This window comes from Neobacillus sp. Fa239, assembly GCF_055395235.1.
Map to the genome: position 1 here is coordinate 2,824,912 of NZ_AP041611.1, position 18,398 is coordinate 2,843,309.

Here is an 18,398-nt window from a genome sequence, read left to right on the forward strand (position 1 = left end):
GCCCATTTAGTTCAAGAAGAAAAAGAGTCGCCGCAGCAACCCTTTGTTTAACAAAAGCTACCCGGTAGCTGAATAAGAATACCTTATATCTTTTTAACATCTTCCCATATTTTTTGTGCAATAGGTAAACACTCTTCTTTAGTGAAACTCCAGTCAAAAGCTTTCGTGAAGATTACACCAATCCCTTCTGCAAGAGTATTTAAAGAGTGAACTTTACTTAGTAAAGCAACAATCCTTCCTATCTCCATTTAATATTCATCATTGGGGGCTGATGGTAGTAAACCAATCGGATCTCAATCATTCACAATCTTTTTAACTAATTTAATTAATTCATTGTATTTCTCTTTTAGTTCTTTATTTGACAATAAGAACCTATCCTTTGAAACAATTATTCCATCTTTCACTAAACGCTGCCACGTTAGCGTAATAAGAAACGGATCGCTGCAGCCATCCCATTATTGAACATAAGCTACCCGTTACTTTAAGTACAACTCCCCAAATAATTACTAGGAGTTATAATATCTTTCTCAATACAATCAAAATGCAAACTATTAAAATTTTTAATTTCTTGAAGTGCTATTTCTTTGTTACTTTTTTCTTTAAACCATTTTACGGCATACTTTAAAAAGCGATTATTAATATCTGTAATAGCTTCGGCATTATTACTTCCGTCATTTTGTATCCACCAAATATCATTTCTTGTTTTTTCACCAGGAAGTGTGCTATCAATATCTCTTGTAAAATCTAATTGGTCATAACTACATGTTAACTGAGCCCGTCTTTGTCATTGCCATTCTTTAGGATACCAAATTCCATTTTCATCTTTTTTGATATTTTCGATTTCAGGAAAGAAGGTATAACAAATTCCTAAATAGACAACTAGTGATGACGGAGACCATCCAGATACAAATGAGTGATGTGCACCTACTGCTCTAATGTTAAAGACCCAAATGCATTCATCGTGCCATCCCCAGGCGGTTCTGCCCTTAATTTCAGAGAAGCCATTTTCTTTTAGAGTAGGGTTTATGATTTTTCGAATTACCTTATTTACTTCTCCAGAACTTGTCATTATAATCTCCACCTTACGATTTATGAGGTTTATGTTGTAGTGTATTGGTCTATATTTGTTCAATGTTTATATCGTATATATTCTGTAGTGATATTACGAACTCAACTCCTTCTTCAATAAACCTGCTACCGTTACTTCAATAAGATAAAAAACAAAAAGGATTATACTCCAAAATGTATCATGTATTTCTTTTCTTCTTTAGCCTGTATTATTTTTGAAGCTAACTCATTAAGTTCGGCAGATTTTTTATACATTGTTGAAGATGTAACCACATCATAGAACATTGATAAAGATTCAGGCATTACTATCAGCCTCCTGATTCATATGATAAAGGTTATTACCCCCCAACTTCCCCGTTAGTGCACACAGCAAAAAAGACCGCCGCGGCGACCCATTTTGAACTCTTGCACTCGTTAGTTTCAATAACTCTATTTGTGAGGTAATGGTTTTTCAGAACGGTTAGGACAGTATTCGCAATCAGGGTCACTACATTTGGATTCAGTCCAATCATTACATTTAGGACTAAAATAAGCATCAAAATCTTCATGGTAAACTAAATTTATCTGGCATTTAGAACAAAATTGTTTTTGGTCAATATGCCCATAAAATTCAAAGCCATCAATTATTACTTTGTCATCATCTTTTACTTCTATTTTCATAAATAGCCCCCGTGAAATTAATTAACGCATCCGATAGGTGAATAATTTTTTCTCAGTTTGTATTCAAGAATTGTTCTTAATCGTTTCTTCTACATAAGTTTGTAAATTAGTATATGGGGAGTTTCCTTCTAGGAATTGAAATACTTCAGATAAGGGTGAAATAACAATATCCCTCTTCTGGGAATAAAGAACACTTTGATTTTCTCTGCTTTCTAATCCAGCAACATTAACAGAATATTCTTTTACTGAATCCATATCGTACCAGTTAAAGTCCCGGTTTATTTTACGTTTAATCACTTCCCCAATGTATGCACCAATTCGACGCACGAAATTATCTTGGTGCTCATTCAGAAGCTTAGTATTCATTAATCTTTTTGAGTACATATCAATAAATCGTATGCTGCCAATAGTGAAATCTAAATTTTCTTTCGTAAGGTTCTCCTTATCCCAAGGATCATCTGATACATCCTGATACATTAATTTCGCTATACCTTTTAAATTATCTTTTCTTAATGAGGGATTTCTATTAAATATCAATGGAGCAAAGTTTACATAAATAGAACTCAAAAAGGCACCTATAATAATACTTATATAATTGAATTTACCATATTTCTCATTTAAGGAACCTTTCTCTAACTCTAAGATGAATGTAAAGAAAGCGATGATTAAAATTAAAACAGTTCTGGTGAATTTAAATTTATACTTTCGAGGCTTCCCAAGTAATTTGTTATCAAATAATTTGTGATGAAAATTGGTTTTTTTTATGACCCAATCAAAGATGCCATAAAAAATAGCAAATATTATAGAAAACGCAAGAAATTTCATTTTTTCATACCTCATCTCAAGATAGCTTTTCATTGTTATAAACATGCGTATTCTACTATACTCATCATTTTTTGCAAACGGAAATTTAATCCTTTATTTCATACTCCTTGTTGAACTAACGTCCCTCGTTAGCACAACAGCAATAAAGTAGGGAAACCTTTCTCAAGGCTTCCCCCTTATCAAACCGTACGTGCCCTATTAAGGCATACGGCTTACCAAATGTTACAATTTAATCAAGAGGATGCATTCCAGGCATTTTGCATCTTTTGGACACGGTGAGGTGTGAAATACTCCTCACCTTTTGCTTTTGCTCGTTTGATTCGATTCTGAATGTCTCTTTTAACTTTTCTGGACATATCACTTAGGTATTGTTCCTTTGTGTATCCATATGCTTTATTTAAATAGAGCCAATAAGTTGGAATCAGATTGATGTTAAGAAAGAAGGCATTATTCCAAATACTTTGCATCTTCATCCCTTTTCTTTGGGAAGGATGTCTATGAATAAAAGCTACTCTTAGTCTTTTCCTTATGTATCCATCTAAAGATTTCAGGGTTCTTCGAACCCACCTTGTAATACAGTGGTTTGGAATCCCTCGACTAATATTATCTTTTATAGCATTAACTATAGTTAGGTAATAGTTGACCTTCCCTCTGATAATTGGGTTCACTCGCTCAATCCACTCTTCCTTACTCAGCGTAAGCGTTTTACGGGTCTTGTCCTTTATTTTCGACCGAAAATCTTTGACGGATTCTTCCTTTGGAGTTACATGAAATTCTAGCTTGTTATCTTTCTTACCTTTTCTCCAGTGATGGAACGTGAAACCTAGAAAATCAAAATCATCCTTCTTAAAGTTGACGATTTTAGTCTTTTCTTTAGATATCTCAAGTCCAAGTTCTTTCAACTTATCCCTAGTTATAGAAGCTGCACTCTCGATGCTATCTTTCGATTTTGCAAAGAGGAGAAAATCATCCGCATAGCGGACAAAACGAATGTTGTTCAAGTCCCATTCCCAGTCAAGTTCATTTAAATACACATTTGCTAAAAGTGGTGAAATTACACCACCTTGAGGGGTTCCATAATCCGAGTGGATTAGTTTGCCTTCTTCCATGTGTCCAGCCTTCAGCCATTGTTCAACCAACCCTAGGACCGTACGGTCCGAAACATATTTCTTAAGAACTTCGATTAGTTTCTTATGAGGGATATTGTCAAAGAATCCTTTTATATCACAATCGTAGATATGATTGTAGCCTTGCTCAATATTCCACAGAATTATTTGTAAAGCTCTTTGAACTCCACGATTCGGTCTGTAACCTACTGACCAACTATGAAATAGATTATCTTCAAATTTGGGCTGAAGTACGTTCACTACACTTTGTTGTACAATGCGATCTTCAATTGTTGGTATTCCAAGTGGTCGTTTCTTCCCATTCTTCTTGGGAATGTAAACTCTCCTTACTGGCTGAGCTTGATAGGTCTTTGCCTTTAATCTGTCTAAAAGTGCCATGATGTTTTCATTTAAATTAGCTTCATAACTTTCTATTGTTTCTCCATCGATACCGCCTGCACCCTTATTAGCTTTCACTTGTTTAAAGCATTGGGTTAGTCTTCGGTCGAATAATATTTGTCCATAAACACTGTGTAGCTTAAATTTCCACTCTTGATTCATTGCGTATTCCACGCCTTTCCTTGATGTACATTCAAACGGTTTTACCGCAGTAACATGATTGTTAACATTACATCTTGTTCATGACTTGGAGCCATAGGTCATTCCCCTTCCGTTCACTTGATGTTATGGTCATCAAGTTACTTCCGTACTATGAGAATGTCTGACTACTCCACCCATTCTTCGTCACTTCGGGTTACCCTTATAGACTAGAACCCTGCCTGTTCGGTAGGGTGGAGTTCTCACGGGGTCATCGCATTTCCCTTCTAAGCATACCCTGCACCATCACGCTATAAGTCACATTTCCTCGTTCTGACTTCTAAAGGAAATGCCTTTTTGAGAGGGCTTCCTTACTTTTCGAAAAGTCGCCAACTTATCTCGCCGCCGTGCTTCACACTTATTGCATTAGGGTCTACCTATTCGCTTACGGTTCTCTCGATTTACCGCATCTCCTTCAGACAACACCTCACGGTGTTGCCCTAGATTAAGCTTCCCGAGCTAGGTCAGTCTCCTCGGGTATGGATTTTCACCATCTGGGATTCATTTTCATTATCCTCTCCAAGTCGTTTCACCGAGATGACGTCTCTTTCAGATAATGAAAAGAAGAGTGTTAACTGAGTTAACACTCTATGCGACTGCCCGTCGCACAAAAAGACCGCCGCAGCGATCCATCTTGTACTCTTGCATCCGTTAGTTTAAGTACATAATTCACAATTTTGCTAATCTTTTTTTGAGATATTATCTAAGAATGAGCTTTTTTTCTGAATAACAAACCAATTTATAATAACCTAATAAGAAAAGCAAAAGTATCGGGTCACTAATTGCGTCATACCATAGTTTCCACCATCCCAAATGGAAGTAACCCCATGGTTTAGGAAGTAATGCGATACGTTCATAAATTAAACACCATATTACCCAAAAGATAATGTAAAAAATTTGTTTTATTATTTTAGTTCTAAACGGAAACCAATTTAAAAACATAATATTAACTGGTGGAATTAACACAAGATGGAAAGGTAACGCAATCCAATCTATATCTTTTGTAAAATACCAGTAACCATGATATTTAAAATCAGCAAAAACATCAAAGGTTTGTCGAAATGCAATAGTACACACCCAAATGTGAATTATTTGGTTTAGATTTAGTCGTTTATTGTATTTAAATACAATGAAATTAAATATGATTGCTGCTATAATTAGCCCTATCATCACATTTTCCTTTTTTAAAGTTAGTTATACCCTGCAAAAAAGTATTTAATCCAAACTCAAGATAATCAAAAGTATATTTTAATGAAAAATAAAATTGGGATTCCCTAGTTTTATTTCAAAAATGTTTATTGAACTAAACTGACTGTTACTTCAATAAGAAAAGCTGCCGAGAATGGTAGCTAGGTCTCCTTCAATTTCCTGATAATTCCCTTTTCTATTGACAAAGCACTTCGATTGTAAACCCTCCAGGTGCCTCAACATAAAATGTATAACTATGTAACTGTTGAGGAGGCTGTATATCAAATCCATCCTCTTTCAAACGTTGATTTATTTTGTCCACTTTTTCTTTACTTTCCTGTTGAAATCCAATATGAAACGTTTTTGGATAATGAACTTCGCTCCCCCTCATTAAAGTTAAGACGAAACCATCGTCATCAAACATTACAGCAAATCCGTTCCCACGGCTTGCTCCACAACTTAGACCGAAATATTTCTCTAAAAAATTCCGAGCAGCTAAGACATCAGTAACAGTAAGATTAAGGTGATTGAGTTTCATTCTTCCACCCTTTCTTAATTTGTTTTAAATAATAAATCCTACTTTTAAATTATATTTATGATAATAATGGATATACCTGTCTACCAACATTAGGATAACTATCTCTTCTTTAACTTACCTGCATCGGTAGTCGAACAGGAAAAAGGCGATGCATCCTTAATGCATCGCCACCAACAGCTTTTGTTAACAAATTATTTACTTGGAAAATATCTTTATGAAAAAACATACCGCACCTACAAGTCCAAAACTAGTAGTAACAAAAAATAGCAGCCAAGTATTTCTTAGCTGTACATTTATCGATTAGGTCCCTTGTTATGCTTACCGACATTATCATTTGGTGAGTCACCGGTTCCATTCTTGCTCTTGCTATTAGGCGTTCCATAAATTTGATTATCCTTTGTTACTTTTGCTCCGGTTAAAAAATCATCTTTTGTTTCCATTCTGATCATCTCCTTTGGTTAATCTCTCATATTATTTATGGAGAGGATAGGAATTATACAAGGATGTGGGTGTTACATTCATTTAATTTTTTTAGAATAAATACTATAATACTTCACAGACTATCTTTAGGACTTGTAGCTCAGGGTAGGGCTGCTAGAACATAGCTACGTTATCATTTGTGCATTTTATGGGTTCAAATCCCATCAAGTCCTATAACAAAGAATGTAGAGAGGCATTAACCCTCTCTTTTTTTGGTTATATACTTTTGGAACGTCATCTTCAAGTAACCACTTTAGTTGAAGAACAAAAAGATGAGATCCGCGCAGCATTCCCATCTTTAACATAAGCACCACTTTAGTTAATATATTATCCTCAAAAAATTCAATTGCAATCTTGTAAATTTCATTAGGTTTTTCCACAACAGCCATTCGGGGAAGTTGGAAAAGATGATATGACGGAAATCGTAAAGAGAATGGTAATGCCACTATCAGTGAGTAGGGGTTATTGCATTTCTTAGGAAAAAAGTTAATTTTATCCTTTTAATGATGTTTGACCCTGACAGAACTTGTCTGAATTTATATACATATTAGTAATAGCTTGAATAAATAGTTGCTTCCTATTTATTAAGATAGAGCAAGATGGGAGGATAAAATGCTTGCCTTCAATTATAAATATAGGAGTTCTTTATGTAAACTCACCCCAACCCAATGCAGCAGTCAATGTTGGTGAAACTGTTATTAATGGAATGGACGCCAACAGAAAGTATAATCTAAACATTGGTGGGAGTTATGGTATTAATAATGTAATTACAAATAATCCAAGCACTATCAATGATAACAATGAAACAATCGATGGGCAGATCTTTGACCAAGACTTCAAACCAATCATTGGTAGCGGAGGAAATGTATAAAATGAGATGATTTACTTTATACCATAATAAATTGAACTTTGCCCCTCTATAGCCGAGGGGTTTTTATTTTGTAAATTTCGTTGACACCACTTTAGTTAAATCTTTTTCAACTAAAGCCCCCGTTAGCCAACCATGCAGCGCAAAAAACGCGCTGCACCACAGCGAATGAAAATGAACTATAACCGTCAATACTGCAACTACGGCTGGGAGAAGAAGGTCGATAAGCTATGGTGCCATTAGAGCCCATCCGTTAGTCTGACTCCAACGACCACGGTGCATCACAGACTGTCGCTCCCTTACGGGAAGCACTTATGGGAGATTAATCCTGTTCTGGTTATTGCACCAGCCTCCATTTATATTTGCCGTAGAAAGGATGTTCTCAATGGAAGTCATCATTGAACGTGCATGCGGTATGGATGTCCATAAAGATAGTATTACTGCATGTATTATCACACCAAAAGGAAAGGAGATTCAAACATTTTCAACCAAAACTGTTTTTCTATTAAAAATGATTGATTGGATTAAAGAACATGGATGTACTCATGTGGCAATGGAAAGCACAGGTGTTTTTTGGAAACCGATTGTTAATATTCTTGAAGCCGAAGACATTGTGTTTTTAGTTGTGAATGCACAACATATGAAGGCAGTTCCAGGACGTAAAACAGATGTAAAAGACGCTGAATGGATTGCCAAGCTTCTTCGTCACGGATTACTTAAAGCTAGCTTCATTCCAGATCGAAATCAGCGAGAGCTACGAGAATTGGTTCGGTATCGTCGGAGTATTATCGAAGAACGTGCTAGACAACATAATAGAATTCAGAAGGTTCTAGAGGGTGCTAATATTAAACTTGCTTCTGTGGTATCTGAAATTATGGGTGTTTCCTCTAAAGATATGCTTCGAGCCATTGGAAATGGTGAAGATGATCCTGTTAAACTAGCTAGTCTTGCTCGACGAACCTTAAAGAAAAAGAAAGACGATCTTGAACTCGCTCTTAAAGGCTATGTCCGTCCTCATCAACGAATGATGATTCGAACGATTCTTACACACATAGATTTTCTAACCGAACAAATTGATTTGCTTGATCAGGAAGTTTCCGAAAGAGTCAAATCATTTCAGGAAGATATTGAACGATTAGATTCAATTCCTGGGATTGCCACTCGTATGGCTGAGCAAATCTTAGCTGAAATTGGACCCGACGTCAAAAATCAGTTTCCAAGCGCAGCTCATTTATGTTCGTGGGCAGGACTAGTACCTGGACATAATGAGAGCGCTGGAAAAAGAAAATCAGCGAAATCCAAAAAAGGAAACAAATATTTAAAATCAGCTTTAACTGAAGCAGCCCAATCCGTCAGAGGATCTAAAAATTATCTTGGTCATATGTATAGACGAACGGCTGCACGAAAGGGAAGCAAAAAAGCAGCCATAGTCGTTGCCCATGCTATGTTAAGAATCTCCTACTATCTTTTAACTCGGAAAGAAATGTATGTTGACTTAGGAGAAGATTATTTTGATAAACAAAAACAGCAATCTATTGTTCGTCACTCCATGCGAAGACTTGAAAGTCTAGGTTATACAGTATCAATAAAAGAACCTGAAGTTTCCTGATCCAATCCAACATATAACCATTACCAAAAATCAGGCGCTCTCCCTTTTTTTAAAAAACGAATGAGCTGCGTCTTCTTTAGTATTGCCATTTTCCTAGAAAGTCAGAATTTATTTTCATGGGAGTTCAATAAGTATTCTCCCTTTATAAGGAGCCGTTAATGTTGAGAACTTTGTTTTAACATCTCAATAAATTTTGAAAGCGCGCTTGTCATTAGACTATCCTCGTGTCGAATGAAAAAGGTTTTGGCAGTGCAGTATTGTTCTGGAATTTCGAAAGAACGTACTAACCCTTTTATTTCAAGTGATAGAATCGAAGACTTTGGCACTAAAGAGGCTCCAAGTCCAGAAATCACACCTTGAATAATAGCATCGGGATGATTGAATTCTAAATATCGAATTTTACCAATCCCTATTGTTTTCAACCAAGTTTCAAGTTGGTCTCGATGTGGACAACCTTTTGTATTCATGAGAAAAGGTTGATGACATACTTCTTCAATATTTTTCATCTCTGGAGCACTGATTAATACGAGTTGTTCTTCAAATACAAGCTCCTGCACGATGCTTTCCTCATTCAGTTCCGATTTTACTAATGCACCATGAAGTTGAAAATGACGAATCTTTTCCACCAATTCAGCTGAATAATCTGTCATTAACGATAACTCTACTTTTGGATAGAGTTTAAAGTAATTAGCTAGTATGGAAGGAAGATACATTGCAGAGGCGGTATGAGTGGCTCCAAGCATGAGACGACCAATGGGTTCTGTTGAATCATTTAGAGCTTTATGTGCCTCTTCAAGTAAATGGATAATTTGCTCCGCATAACTCAATAATTTCTCACCTGCAGGCGTTAATAACATCCCTCGTTGGCGATAAAAAAGTTGCGTATTCAACTCCGCTTCTAATTGCTGCACCCTTGCAGTAACGTTAGACTGTACATAGCCGAGTTTTTGAGCGGCTTTTGTAATACTACCCTCACTTGCAACAGCCAGGAAAATTCGTAACTCATTGATGTCCATTTCTGACCCCTCACATTATTATCATTAAAAACGAATCTATATATCATTTATCTTCATTTTACATGATGATTGTCGGAGTGTACAATTTTCGTAGGAACACCAAAAGGAAACATTTTGGCTCATCTGCCCTACCAAGTTATCAAGGAATTTTTTAGGAGGTAAAATATGCTTAATCATTCAAACATTGAAATTGGAGAAAAATTTCTGGCTGCGTACAATGCTCACAATTGGGAAGGAATTCGAAAGTTATTTCATCCATCTGTTAAATGGACCCTACCAGGCAACGGAGCAATTTCGGGGACGGCTGAAGGAATAGATGCTGTTATCAATCGAGTCAAGTCAATTGTAGATGGAAAAGTGTGTACAGAACTTCATGGAATACTTGTGGGTCAATTTGGGCTGACCTTATCACTGCACAATTCAGCTGTCTCAGACGATGGTCGTGTCCTAGAAGAAGAATTAGCGACGGTGCTAACCATTGAATCTGAACTTATTACTAAAATAGATACTTACCTTTCTGACGTGGCTGGTATGGAACAATATTTTTCAAAATAGAATATTGAAGTGTTATCAAATAAATAAAACAGATCTTTGAGTCAAGTGGCTTAAGTTTCGGAAATTACAAAGAGAGATGCCGGCAATTCTGTTGATGCAGTTTTAAATTATATTTCGAAAGCATTAAAAAATGATGTTAGATTTCAATTAATTGGATTCGACAACTTTGAGGTTCGTAACGTGCTGCTCGTAAGGAACGTAACCCATAAACTGGAGAAGAATCGACATCCAATGCGGAAAAGTACCGGCATTTAAGGACAGTAGCTTTAAATAACTTACTTTTACTACATGACAAAAAAGTGATGATATTAATACATCACTTTTTTTTTGGTCGCTGAAAACAGCGTTACGGTAACTCTACTTTAGCGACTCCATAAGCTCGTTCAAACGGTCCCAAGTTTCGGTGATGCCCTGCAGCATGCCCATGTCCATGACATTCTTAAGGGACACTGCGGACACATATTCAGCACGGTTTATCAACTTCGTCTTTCCACCCAAATCGATGAATTCCAATGTGATCTCGGTGGACGGCATGGAGTCATTTATATTGCCTTCGGTATCCGAAAAGTAATCAGTGTAGGCAATCTTCTCCGGCTCGATAATCTCCTTATAAACCCCTTTGCCCCAGGATTCCATACCAAAAAATTGACCCTGATTCTGATCTACGCACTTCATACAGTAATGCCAAACACCCCCCGGGCGGAAATCGACGGTGCAGACCGGAATCTCCCAGCCCCTCGGTCCCCACCAGTGTTTTAGGTGCTCTGGCTCTTTAAACATCTTGAATAAGAGATCGCGAGGAGCATCGAAAATGCGCTCCAGTACTAGTACCCGATCGTTCTCTACTCTCGATACCATTGCGTTGTGTGACATCGAAATTCCTCCTTGAACATGAAATGATTTTATGATTTTTCATTGTTCTGCAATTCCTTCAAATAATCATCTAGATAGTCGAATCTTTCTTGCATCACGCGCCGGAAGGACTGTATCCAAGAATCCAGCGCTTCGAAGGGCTCTGGACGGAGCCTGTAGATGCGGCGCAAAAAAAGCTGCCGAAGCAGCCACATTTTCTTAAACTCAAGCCCCCTTTCGAATCAGTTATTTCCTTATAGTTGGGTTCTATTTAAATTATCGATGGGCATAGTAAAAATGAGGTGAATAATGAAAATCCCCTAAATTTTCACAAGTTATTCTTTAAGCCGATACGTTCACGAATGACATTCGTTTTATGATAAGTATTAAAACAGGTGCTTTCGTCTAAATGAAGACTGCACCTGTTTTCATTAGGATGGATTTTTATCGGCTACTATTTGTTTAGATAATCTTTTATCTATAACTCCAACAAGGAAAATAAGAAATAATGCTAAACAAATATAGTAAATTTGGTCCCACCACACGAGACTATGAAGAATTCCAATCTTTTCAAGAACTTGATTCACAGTATAAATAAATAAACCTGTTAAAATATATTTGATCCATTTCGGTTTCCAATTGATTTTAATCATAAGACAATAAAAAAGACTTGCGCATAAATAGTAAATTGCTGAGAATGCAATGGAATCTTTCCCTACATTCCTAAACCATCTAGGGCGATAAAATCTATTCAAGAAAAAGAGCATCGGAAGAATATGGGCACTGGCAGATATGGAACCCGTGATTAAATAGAGCATCAAATTGTGTTTGAATCCCCTTGAAGGGTGTAAAATCCATTTATAGAAAATCTTAGCTAAAGCAAAATATAAAGGGAGACCCAATCCCGTATATGCTAATTTCCACCAGTGCTGTGTATAGATATGAAGCTTTAAAAATAACCATTCAATCCCTACAAAGAATCCAGAAAAAAAGATGATCCAAAGCCAATTTAAGTGGAAAGTTGCTATCAAGGTTGCTGTGACCGGTAAAGATAATGCGTTTGAGAAAAACGCTCCCAATTCACTGTCATAAAATGAATTACGCTTGATAATATTGGGGTTATAATCATAGCTTCCTAAGAAATTAAATATAGTGGTCTCGATGATATAACCAAATCCAACCATTGTTAAATAAAGAAACAGGGATTGAGTGTTTCTTTTTTTTAATAAAATAAAACAAAACAGTATCGTGCTTGAAATGAGTAATGCAAAAAACCAATAACTATTATGCACACGGTTCACTCCGGTACTAAAAGAATTCCTAAAGTTTATCCTCTTAATTTTTTTATTATTAGAGATTCTCTAATTTCTATACTTCATATTGATTAATTACGGTGAAACGTATCATAAATACCGTACATTAAAAATCATTTTTGTTTGCGGTACCTCGTAAAAAGGTGGCTTCCCCATCCCCATCTTAAGAGACGAAGTCAATGTTACCGTAGGGCAAAAATAAAGGATTAAACGAAGATATCATTATTCGATTTGTTTCCGCTGCATACGTTGAACTGGTGGAATGGTGGCTTAAAGAAGGAAAACCTTATCCGCCACGCGTTATGGCAGAGCAAATCGGAGAATAAGTAGAGAGAATTTTATAATTACTAAAAAATATTAAAGCGCGGAAGTTCAACAACCAGGTATGAACCTGGCTGTTTTGTTCGCAGCATTAAATAATAAACTTTGTTCAAATCATTCAATATATTGGGTACTTAATTGATTTAGTATTTACACAGTTTTAGAAATGCCTTTAATTTAGTTTGATGACACCAGACAAATATAAAAAAACGATTTTACTAACAAAGAAAGAATACTTTTTTCTTGATATTGTGAAGAAATACACTTAAACTAAACTGCTTACTTTAGTTGAATAAGTAAAAAAAGACCGCCGCAACGATCATTTAGTGTTTACAAGCGGGAATTGATTCCAAACTTATTTTAAATCATAAGTGAATTTGACCTTGTTCTGTACCCCAAAATCCAGTTTGTACATTTAAAATTAAATTTTTACTTTTGGCAACTTCTGCTGGCACATCAAAAAATATTCTGCCAGACTTTTGAATACCAGGGTTTAAGCCATCAAACAAAAATTGACCATCAATCGTTATTAATTCAGATAGAGAATATTTTTTATCTCCTAGATGCACCTCAAAAAAGGAAGAATCTGTAGTAATCGCTTCATTCCCAACATTTTTTAAAGATACATAAACAATTAAGAATGTACCGTCAGCAGTGTATCTTGAAAATCCATCCGAAATTGATTTTTGTGAACTAACTTTATTCACTCTAAAAAGAACATTCCCAACTCTTAATACTTGTTTTATACCAATTTCTTTAACTCGCTTAGGAGTGGGAGCATTTTTTGTTTGTTTTGCAAAAGTAGTATTCGATACTGTTTCAATGGAATTTGTAATATTATTAAATTGCTCATGATTCATTTTAAAACCAACATAAACACCTAAAATTACAACAATTAAAACAATCGAAGGATTTAGTTTCATTATTCTTTTTCCTCCATGGGATAGGTACAATTTCCTTATTTAAAAAGTAGAAAAAATATAGATTCCTTGAGGTTGAAATTTAGTAATGATCAGGAAATTTAGACCATATCAAATATTTTCGATTATTATAAAAGGTAAAAAGTAAAATTCATTCCTAATTAGAATTTTATTATAAATCATGTAAAATAATGAATATTGACAATCCTTTTTGCAATTTAAAAAACCATTTAGAAATATACAATTTATAAAATAAGTAGTGCACTCAGTTAGAGTGCACCTTTTTTATGTATAGCCATATCCCCATTAAGTTGTGAAGATTAAATATCCATATAAAAAAAGAGCGACCATTTTCAGCCACTCTTAACTGATCCTTTAAATTTAACTATTACTACGAACAATTTTCACAGTAGTAAATTCCATCTACTTTATCCTTCCTTAATTCCTCATATAGGAACAACTGGCTACAGCATCCGCACTTAATCAATTCATCAGCACAATCTTCGCATGCTTTCCACTCATAGCCTGTATCTACGATGTTATTTTTTTCGAAATAGTCATTACAAAAGTCACATCGTACATTCTTATCCCCCATAAAATACCTCCCCTTTTATTAATTGGATTCAAGTATTACTTACCTTGATAACACGTTCCACAATAAATTTTCCCGTAAGCTTCGTAAGTTTCTCTGTCTCTCAATCTTCTAAAACAGCGTTTAGTTCTTCCCTAATATGTAGATGTTCAAAAGGAAAAAAGCCCTCCGATTTCGGGGGCTTTGAAGAATGGAGCAAACGAAGGCAGGTTCATTTTTTACAGGTCGAGTGAACAGCCCAAACGTACTAAATTGCTTTAATTATTTCCGGCATTCGGCTGATCAATTACATCGGGGTCAATAAAATTCGTACTGTTCAAAGCGGTGTTTGTCATAACTCCAATCCCTGCGTTAAAAGCACCAGATCCAGCAAACGCCTTCGAATGATCCTTAGGTGATATAATAGCGCTATCACCGAATTTGACAATAGCATTTGTAGTAATGTTATGAATTTGTAGGGGTCCACAAATAGTTACAGGCATTAGAAACAACCTTCCCATATAAAATTTTTTCAATAACCAATGCTTTGTTCCCTGTCTCTGTTCTTCTTTTGGATACGACTAAAAAACGAGAGATATGAAACCGAATGGAGAAGGGGTGCATGGCACTTTATAATTATAGTCCCGAAATTGGCTGATCAATTAAGTTGGTGTCAATGAAATTTGTACTGTTCACAGCCACATTTGTCATAACCCAAACCGCTGTGTTAAATGCTCCAGCTCCAGCAGGTGTCTTAGATGCAACTTTTGGTGAGATAATAAGGCTATCACCAAATTCGACCACACCACTTGCACTGATGGTGGTAATTTGTATCGGTCCAAAAATATTTGCAGGCATTGATAGGTATCCTTTCATTTCAGTTTATTTCAATCTATGCTTTTATCCCTGTCCTTGTTCTTCTTCCTTAGAGGTACTGCCCAAAAACAAGAGATACCTCGGAACATAATAAACCTAATTGACATACATTAGAGTAATAATTGGTAAAGGAAGTTGACTAAAATGGGATTTGACCGAGGTAAAATTGAAATAGAGGAAATTACAGGAGGAGTCGTTAATTTTGACGGTGCAGTAATTATTTCTCCCAAAGGTGCTTCAAAATCTGCTCTTGGTGCAGGTTCCGAAAACACTGCCTTTTTTACTTTTACTTTTACTGGTGCAAATATAACGAATACGTTTGATGTTGATTTCCTTGATCAACCAGTAAGTGGCAATATCTAAAATAAGCGAAAAAAAGGATAGCACAATAATCAAAGCCGGAACCTGTTAGTGAGCAGGAATTCGGCTTTGTTGTGTAAAAATGAATTAGTGTTAACTTCACATTTTGTTACCTTTACATAAATCAAAAATTTCCAGTGAATTTTATTGGGAATTTGATGAGTCAATGCGAAGAGGGTCTTTTAATAAAGTACCTTTAATCCTATCAGTTATATAACTCCGAATTAAGGGTATAACAATAGTTGTTGCGTCCCAATGTATACTACACATAGGGAATATTAAACTTATTCATCAGGCACTTCTACAAATTATGAACATGTATGAACATGATATAAACTACCCTTTATTGCAGCAATTTCTCTTATTTCCTTTTTGTAAATGGACTTTCAGTTGAGAGTTAATATCATTGATAATAATTATTGTTAAGAAAATGCCTGGATTTATGCATTTAAATCTTATTTTTATTGATTTTTAACTTGATTATCATTCTCAATTAATGGTATTTTTTTATTATAATTGAGAATAAGATTATCATATTTCCATCAACTATGATAAAGTATTAACTAAGAAGCATTTAAGGCAATTTAAATTAAACGTAATTGGAAGTGAAAAAATGGATCAACACCTGCATCACATAGAAGAACATTTTTCAGGATCTGACTTCATTCGAGATGTTGTCATTGGTATGTCAGACGGATTAACCGTACCTTTTGCATTAGCTGCTGGTTTGTCCGGTGCTGTTGATACAACAACATTAATTCTCACTGCCGGAGGCGCTGAAATTGCAGCAGGGTCAATTGCAATGGGACTTGGTGGATATTTGGCAGGAAAAACAGATGCGGAACATTACGAATCTGAACTTGCCCGTGAACAGCGAGAAGTAATAGAACTACCAGAGCGTGAAGAAGAGGAAGTCGCGGAAATTTTCAGGGAATATGGGCTTGAAGAAGAGCAAATCAAATCTATTACTGAAACCATGAAAAAGAACCCTGAAAAATGGGTGGATTTTATGATGAAATTTGAATTGGGGCTAGAAAAGCCAGAGCCCACAAGAGCGAGAAACAGTGCGATTACCATTGCTATTTCTTATATTGTAGGAGGGTTAATCCCTTTGTTTCCGTATTTTATTTTTCATAAGCCTGCAACAGCATTAATGGTTTCTGTAATTGTCACACTTATTGCCTTACTTATTTTTGGATATGTAAAAGGAAGGTTTACAGGTACTTATCCGATGAAGAGCGCTTTTCAAACTATGATTACTGGAGGGCTTGCTGCAGCAGTTGCATTCGGTCTAGCAAGAATTCTCACCTGAAGGTTGAATTTTCGTAAGTGGTAAACGCTAAATACATCTATCCGCTGCCGAATGATGGGGTCATTTTGCCTGAGGGAATGGAATAGTGAATAATTACACTTAAAAGTCTCCTTTTAGCATATTATATTACTGATTGACTACCGTATCCATTCCATAAAAAGCGCCTTTTTGGATTTTCAGATTTCTTATAACAGTTTGACAAATCCATTTCTCTAATTCTATCGTTTTTCCTTTGGCGGTAGAGTGAGTAAATACAATTAAACATAACAAGGAATGAAGTTCAACCACATTTCCTGTCATATTTATCAGCCTATGGGACTTTTTGTTATTTCCACATGATTAGTCAAGTATACTTAACTATACACAAAGATCACTACTTACAGTACGACATAATCGCATCTACTTAGTTAAATTACAATACGAATAACGTTACAAAATTCCTCCAAAATATGTGAATAAGACGTTTTTGTTTCTTCCTAGGGTAAAAATAAGACCTAGATTTTAACTCTAGGTCCTTTATCTTTATTTACTTTTTTCTAATTCCTCAATTTAAGTAACTTCAATACTTAGATAAAGAAATCAATCCAGATTTTCAATGTTGTAATAGTAATTAGCAAAGCGAGAGCCCATTGCAAAACTTTAGTATTTATGTTTTTACTTAATGCAACTCCAATGGGTGAAGCAATCAGACTAACAATTACCATAAGGATCGCAGGTAAATAGTCCACTTGACCTGTTGAGACCTTCCCTATTACTCCCCCGATGGATGAAATGAACGTAATGGCTAAAGATGTAGCAATTGTTACTCGTGTTGGAATTTTCAACACGACTAACATAATAGGAACCAAAATAAACGAGCCCCCCGCTCCAACTATTCCCGAGATAAGTCCGATTAAAAAAGTGAGGCTAGTTGCTATTCCCTTATCAAAATTCCCAGTCCATTGGTTTTCTATTTCCTTTTTAGGAATCAACATTAATATTCCAGCCAGTAACCCTATTGAGCCATATATAGCCGTTATGCTTTTTTCCGAAAAGAATTGAGAACTATATCCTCCAATCAAACTCCCCACTAAAATACTGGCACCCATGAAAAGAATCAAATGCTTATTTAAATATCCACCTTTTCGGTATGCCCATACACCCCCAAGTGTACTAAAAAGGACTTGGACTGCCACAATACCAGTAACCTCATGTGCCGTGAAGCCTCCAAGTCCCAATAGATGGGGGATAAATAGGAGTAGAGGAAAGTTTATAATCGCTCCACCAATTCCTAGCATTCCTGAAATAAGTGAACCTATAAAGCCGATCAATAGGATGGTGATAATGAAACTAATCTCCATCTCCCCTGCTCCCTTCGCAGTTT

The 18,398-nt window shown here is 35.7% G+C and carries 22 protein-coding genes, 1 tRNA gene and 2 pseudogenes; 8 read left to right on the plus strand and 17 right to left on the minus strand.

The features are described 5' to 3' along the window. Positions 1–83: 83 nt before the first annotated feature. From ACZ5XR_RS13605 to ACZ5XR_RS13640, 8 genes are all read right to left on the minus strand, one after another. On the minus strand, positions 84–248 hold the full coding sequence (locus ACZ5XR_RS13605; protein ID WP_464502151.1) for a hypothetical protein: 165 nt from the start codon (positions 246–248) through the stop codon (positions 84–86). 536 nt (positions 249–784) lie between these two features. Beyond that, on the minus strand, positions 785–1,069 hold the full coding sequence (locus ACZ5XR_RS13610; RefSeq protein ID WP_464502152.1) for a hypothetical protein: 285 nt from the start codon (positions 1,067–1,069) through the stop codon (positions 785–787). Positions 1,070–1,230: 161 nt separating this feature from the next. Continuing rightward, on the minus strand, positions 1,231–1,371 hold the full coding sequence (locus tag ACZ5XR_RS13615) for a hypothetical protein (RefSeq protein WP_464502153.1): 141 nt from the start codon (positions 1,369–1,371) through the stop codon (positions 1,231–1,233). 126 nt (positions 1,372–1,497) lie between these two features. Further along, on the minus strand, positions 1,498–1,728 hold the full coding sequence (locus tag ACZ5XR_RS13620; protein WP_464502154.1) for a hypothetical protein: 231 nt from the start codon (positions 1,726–1,728) through the stop codon (positions 1,498–1,500). 63 nt (positions 1,729–1,791) lie between these two features. Next, complete coding sequence (locus ACZ5XR_RS13625; protein ID WP_464502155.1) at positions 1,792–2,553, minus strand: hypothetical protein; 762 nt, start codon at positions 2,551–2,553, stop codon at positions 1,792–1,794. A 233-nt stretch (positions 2,554–2,786) separates the two neighbouring features. Then, the gene (ltrA, locus tag ACZ5XR_RS13630) at positions 2,787–4,220 is read right to left on the minus strand and encodes a group II intron reverse transcriptase/maturase (RefSeq protein WP_464502156.1); all 1,434 of its coding nucleotides are present in this window, start codon (positions 4,218–4,220) and stop codon (positions 2,787–2,789) included. Positions 4,221–5,640: 1,420 nt separating this feature from the next. After that, positions 5,641–5,982: a VOC family protein gene (locus tag ACZ5XR_RS13635; protein WP_464502157.1), complete on the minus strand. Its 342-nt coding sequence runs from the start codon at positions 5,980–5,982 to the stop codon at positions 5,641–5,643. A 293-nt stretch (positions 5,983–6,275) separates the two neighbouring features. Next, complete coding sequence (locus ACZ5XR_RS13640) at positions 6,276–6,422, minus strand: hypothetical protein (RefSeq protein WP_464502158.1); 147 nt, start codon at positions 6,420–6,422, stop codon at positions 6,276–6,278. Positions 6,423–6,551: 129 nt separating this feature from the next. On the opposite strand from ACZ5XR_RS13640, the gene ACZ5XR_RS13645 reads away from it, so the two are divergent. The 3 genes from ACZ5XR_RS13645 to ACZ5XR_RS13655 all read left to right on the plus strand — a co-directional run bounded on the left by ACZ5XR_RS13645 (position 6,552) and on the right by ACZ5XR_RS13655 (position 8,939). Beyond that, a tRNA-Val gene (locus tag ACZ5XR_RS13645) sits at positions 6,552–6,635 on the plus strand. A gap of 443 nt (positions 6,636–7,078) precedes the next feature. Further along, positions 7,079–7,333 (plus strand): hypothetical protein, encoded by a 255-nt coding sequence (locus tag ACZ5XR_RS13650; RefSeq protein WP_464502159.1) that lies wholly within the window; start codon positions 7,079–7,081, stop codon positions 7,331–7,333. A 382-nt stretch (positions 7,334–7,715) separates the two neighbouring features. Further along, complete coding sequence (locus ACZ5XR_RS13655) at positions 7,716–8,939, plus strand: IS110 family RNA-guided transposase (protein ID WP_464501875.1); 1,224 nt, start codon at positions 7,716–7,718, stop codon at positions 8,937–8,939. 155 nt (positions 8,940–9,094) lie between these two features. Here the strand turns inward: ACZ5XR_RS13655 and ACZ5XR_RS13660 are convergent, their stop codons facing one another. Then, a complete protein-coding gene (locus ACZ5XR_RS13660) occupies positions 9,095–9,955 on the minus strand; it encodes a LysR family transcriptional regulator (protein ID WP_464502160.1) in 861 nt (286 codons plus the stop codon). Between the two features lie 165 nt (positions 9,956–10,120). Here ACZ5XR_RS13660 and ACZ5XR_RS13665 point away from each other — a divergent pair, with 165 nt between their 5' ends. Continuing rightward, positions 10,121–10,510, plus strand: a complete 390-nt coding sequence (locus tag ACZ5XR_RS13665) for a nuclear transport factor 2 family protein (RefSeq protein ID WP_464502161.1) — start codon at positions 10,121–10,123, stop codon at positions 10,508–10,510. A gap of 63 nt (positions 10,511–10,573) precedes the next feature. After that, a pseudogene (locus tag ACZ5XR_RS13670) lies at positions 10,574–10,784 on the plus strand (HU family DNA-binding protein). A gap of 83 nt (positions 10,785–10,867) precedes the next feature. On the opposite strand, the gene ACZ5XR_RS13675 reads toward ACZ5XR_RS13670, so the two are convergent. From ACZ5XR_RS13675 to ACZ5XR_RS13685, 3 genes and pseudogenes are all read right to left on the minus strand, one after another. Then, positions 10,868–11,383, minus strand: a complete 516-nt coding sequence (locus tag ACZ5XR_RS13675; protein WP_464502162.1) for an SRPBCC domain-containing protein — start codon at positions 11,381–11,383, stop codon at positions 10,868–10,870. A 29-nt stretch (positions 11,384–11,412) separates the two neighbouring features. Continuing rightward, a pseudogene (locus ACZ5XR_RS13680) lies at positions 11,413–11,550 on the minus strand (ArsR/SmtB family transcription factor); the annotation flags it as partial. A gap of 243 nt (positions 11,551–11,793) precedes the next feature. Continuing rightward, positions 11,794–12,654, minus strand: a complete 861-nt coding sequence (locus ACZ5XR_RS13685; protein ID WP_464502163.1) for a hypothetical protein — start codon at positions 12,652–12,654, stop codon at positions 11,794–11,796. Positions 12,655–12,893: 239 nt separating this feature from the next. Between ACZ5XR_RS13685 and ACZ5XR_RS13690 the strand changes: the two genes are divergently transcribed. Continuing rightward, on the plus strand, positions 12,894–13,001 hold the full coding sequence (locus tag ACZ5XR_RS13690) for a TetR-like C-terminal domain-containing protein (protein WP_464502310.1): 108 nt from the start codon (positions 12,894–12,896) through the stop codon (positions 12,999–13,001). A gap of 360 nt (positions 13,002–13,361) precedes the next feature. Here the strand turns inward: ACZ5XR_RS13690 and ACZ5XR_RS13695 are convergent, their stop codons facing one another. The 3 genes from ACZ5XR_RS13695 to ACZ5XR_RS13705 form a co-directional block, all read right to left on the minus strand. After that, complete coding sequence (locus tag ACZ5XR_RS13695) at positions 13,362–13,919, minus strand: DUF4352 domain-containing protein (RefSeq protein WP_464502164.1); 558 nt, start codon at positions 13,917–13,919, stop codon at positions 13,362–13,364. 846 nt (positions 13,920–14,765) lie between these two features. After that, positions 14,766–14,990 carry a spore germination protein gene (locus ACZ5XR_RS13700; RefSeq protein ID WP_464502165.1) on the minus strand — a complete coding sequence of 75 codons (225 nt, stop codon included), beginning with the start codon at positions 14,988–14,990 and terminating at the stop codon, positions 14,766–14,768. Between the two features lie 133 nt (positions 14,991–15,123). Then, positions 15,124–15,345 carry a spore germination protein gene (locus tag ACZ5XR_RS13705; protein WP_464502166.1) on the minus strand — a complete coding sequence of 74 codons (222 nt, stop codon included), beginning with the start codon at positions 15,343–15,345 and terminating at the stop codon, positions 15,124–15,126. A 162-nt stretch (positions 15,346–15,507) separates the two neighbouring features. Here ACZ5XR_RS13705 and ACZ5XR_RS13710 point away from each other — a divergent pair, with 162 nt between their 5' ends. Both ACZ5XR_RS13710 and ACZ5XR_RS13715 read left to right on the plus strand, forming a co-directional pair. Then, a complete protein-coding gene (locus ACZ5XR_RS13710; protein WP_464502167.1) occupies positions 15,508–15,726 on the plus strand; it encodes a spore germination protein in 219 nt (72 codons plus the stop codon). A gap of 610 nt (positions 15,727–16,336) precedes the next feature. Further along, the gene (locus ACZ5XR_RS13715; RefSeq protein ID WP_464502168.1) at positions 16,337–17,035 is read left to right on the plus strand and encodes a VIT1/CCC1 transporter family protein; all 699 of its coding nucleotides are present in this window, start codon (positions 16,337–16,339) and stop codon (positions 17,033–17,035) included. A 126-nt stretch (positions 17,036–17,161) separates the two neighbouring features. Here ACZ5XR_RS13715 and ACZ5XR_RS13720 read toward each other — a convergent pair whose 3' ends face one another. Beyond that, positions 17,162–17,335: a hypothetical protein gene (locus ACZ5XR_RS13720; protein WP_464502169.1), complete on the minus strand. Its 174-nt coding sequence runs from the start codon at positions 17,333–17,335 to the stop codon at positions 17,162–17,164. A gap of 266 nt (positions 17,336–17,601) precedes the next feature. After that, positions 17,602–18,375 carry a sulfite exporter TauE/SafE family protein gene (locus ACZ5XR_RS13725; RefSeq protein WP_464502170.1) on the minus strand — a complete coding sequence of 258 codons (774 nt, stop codon included), beginning with the start codon at positions 18,373–18,375 and terminating at the stop codon, positions 17,602–17,604. Between the last annotated feature and the right edge of the window lie 23 nt (positions 18,376–18,398).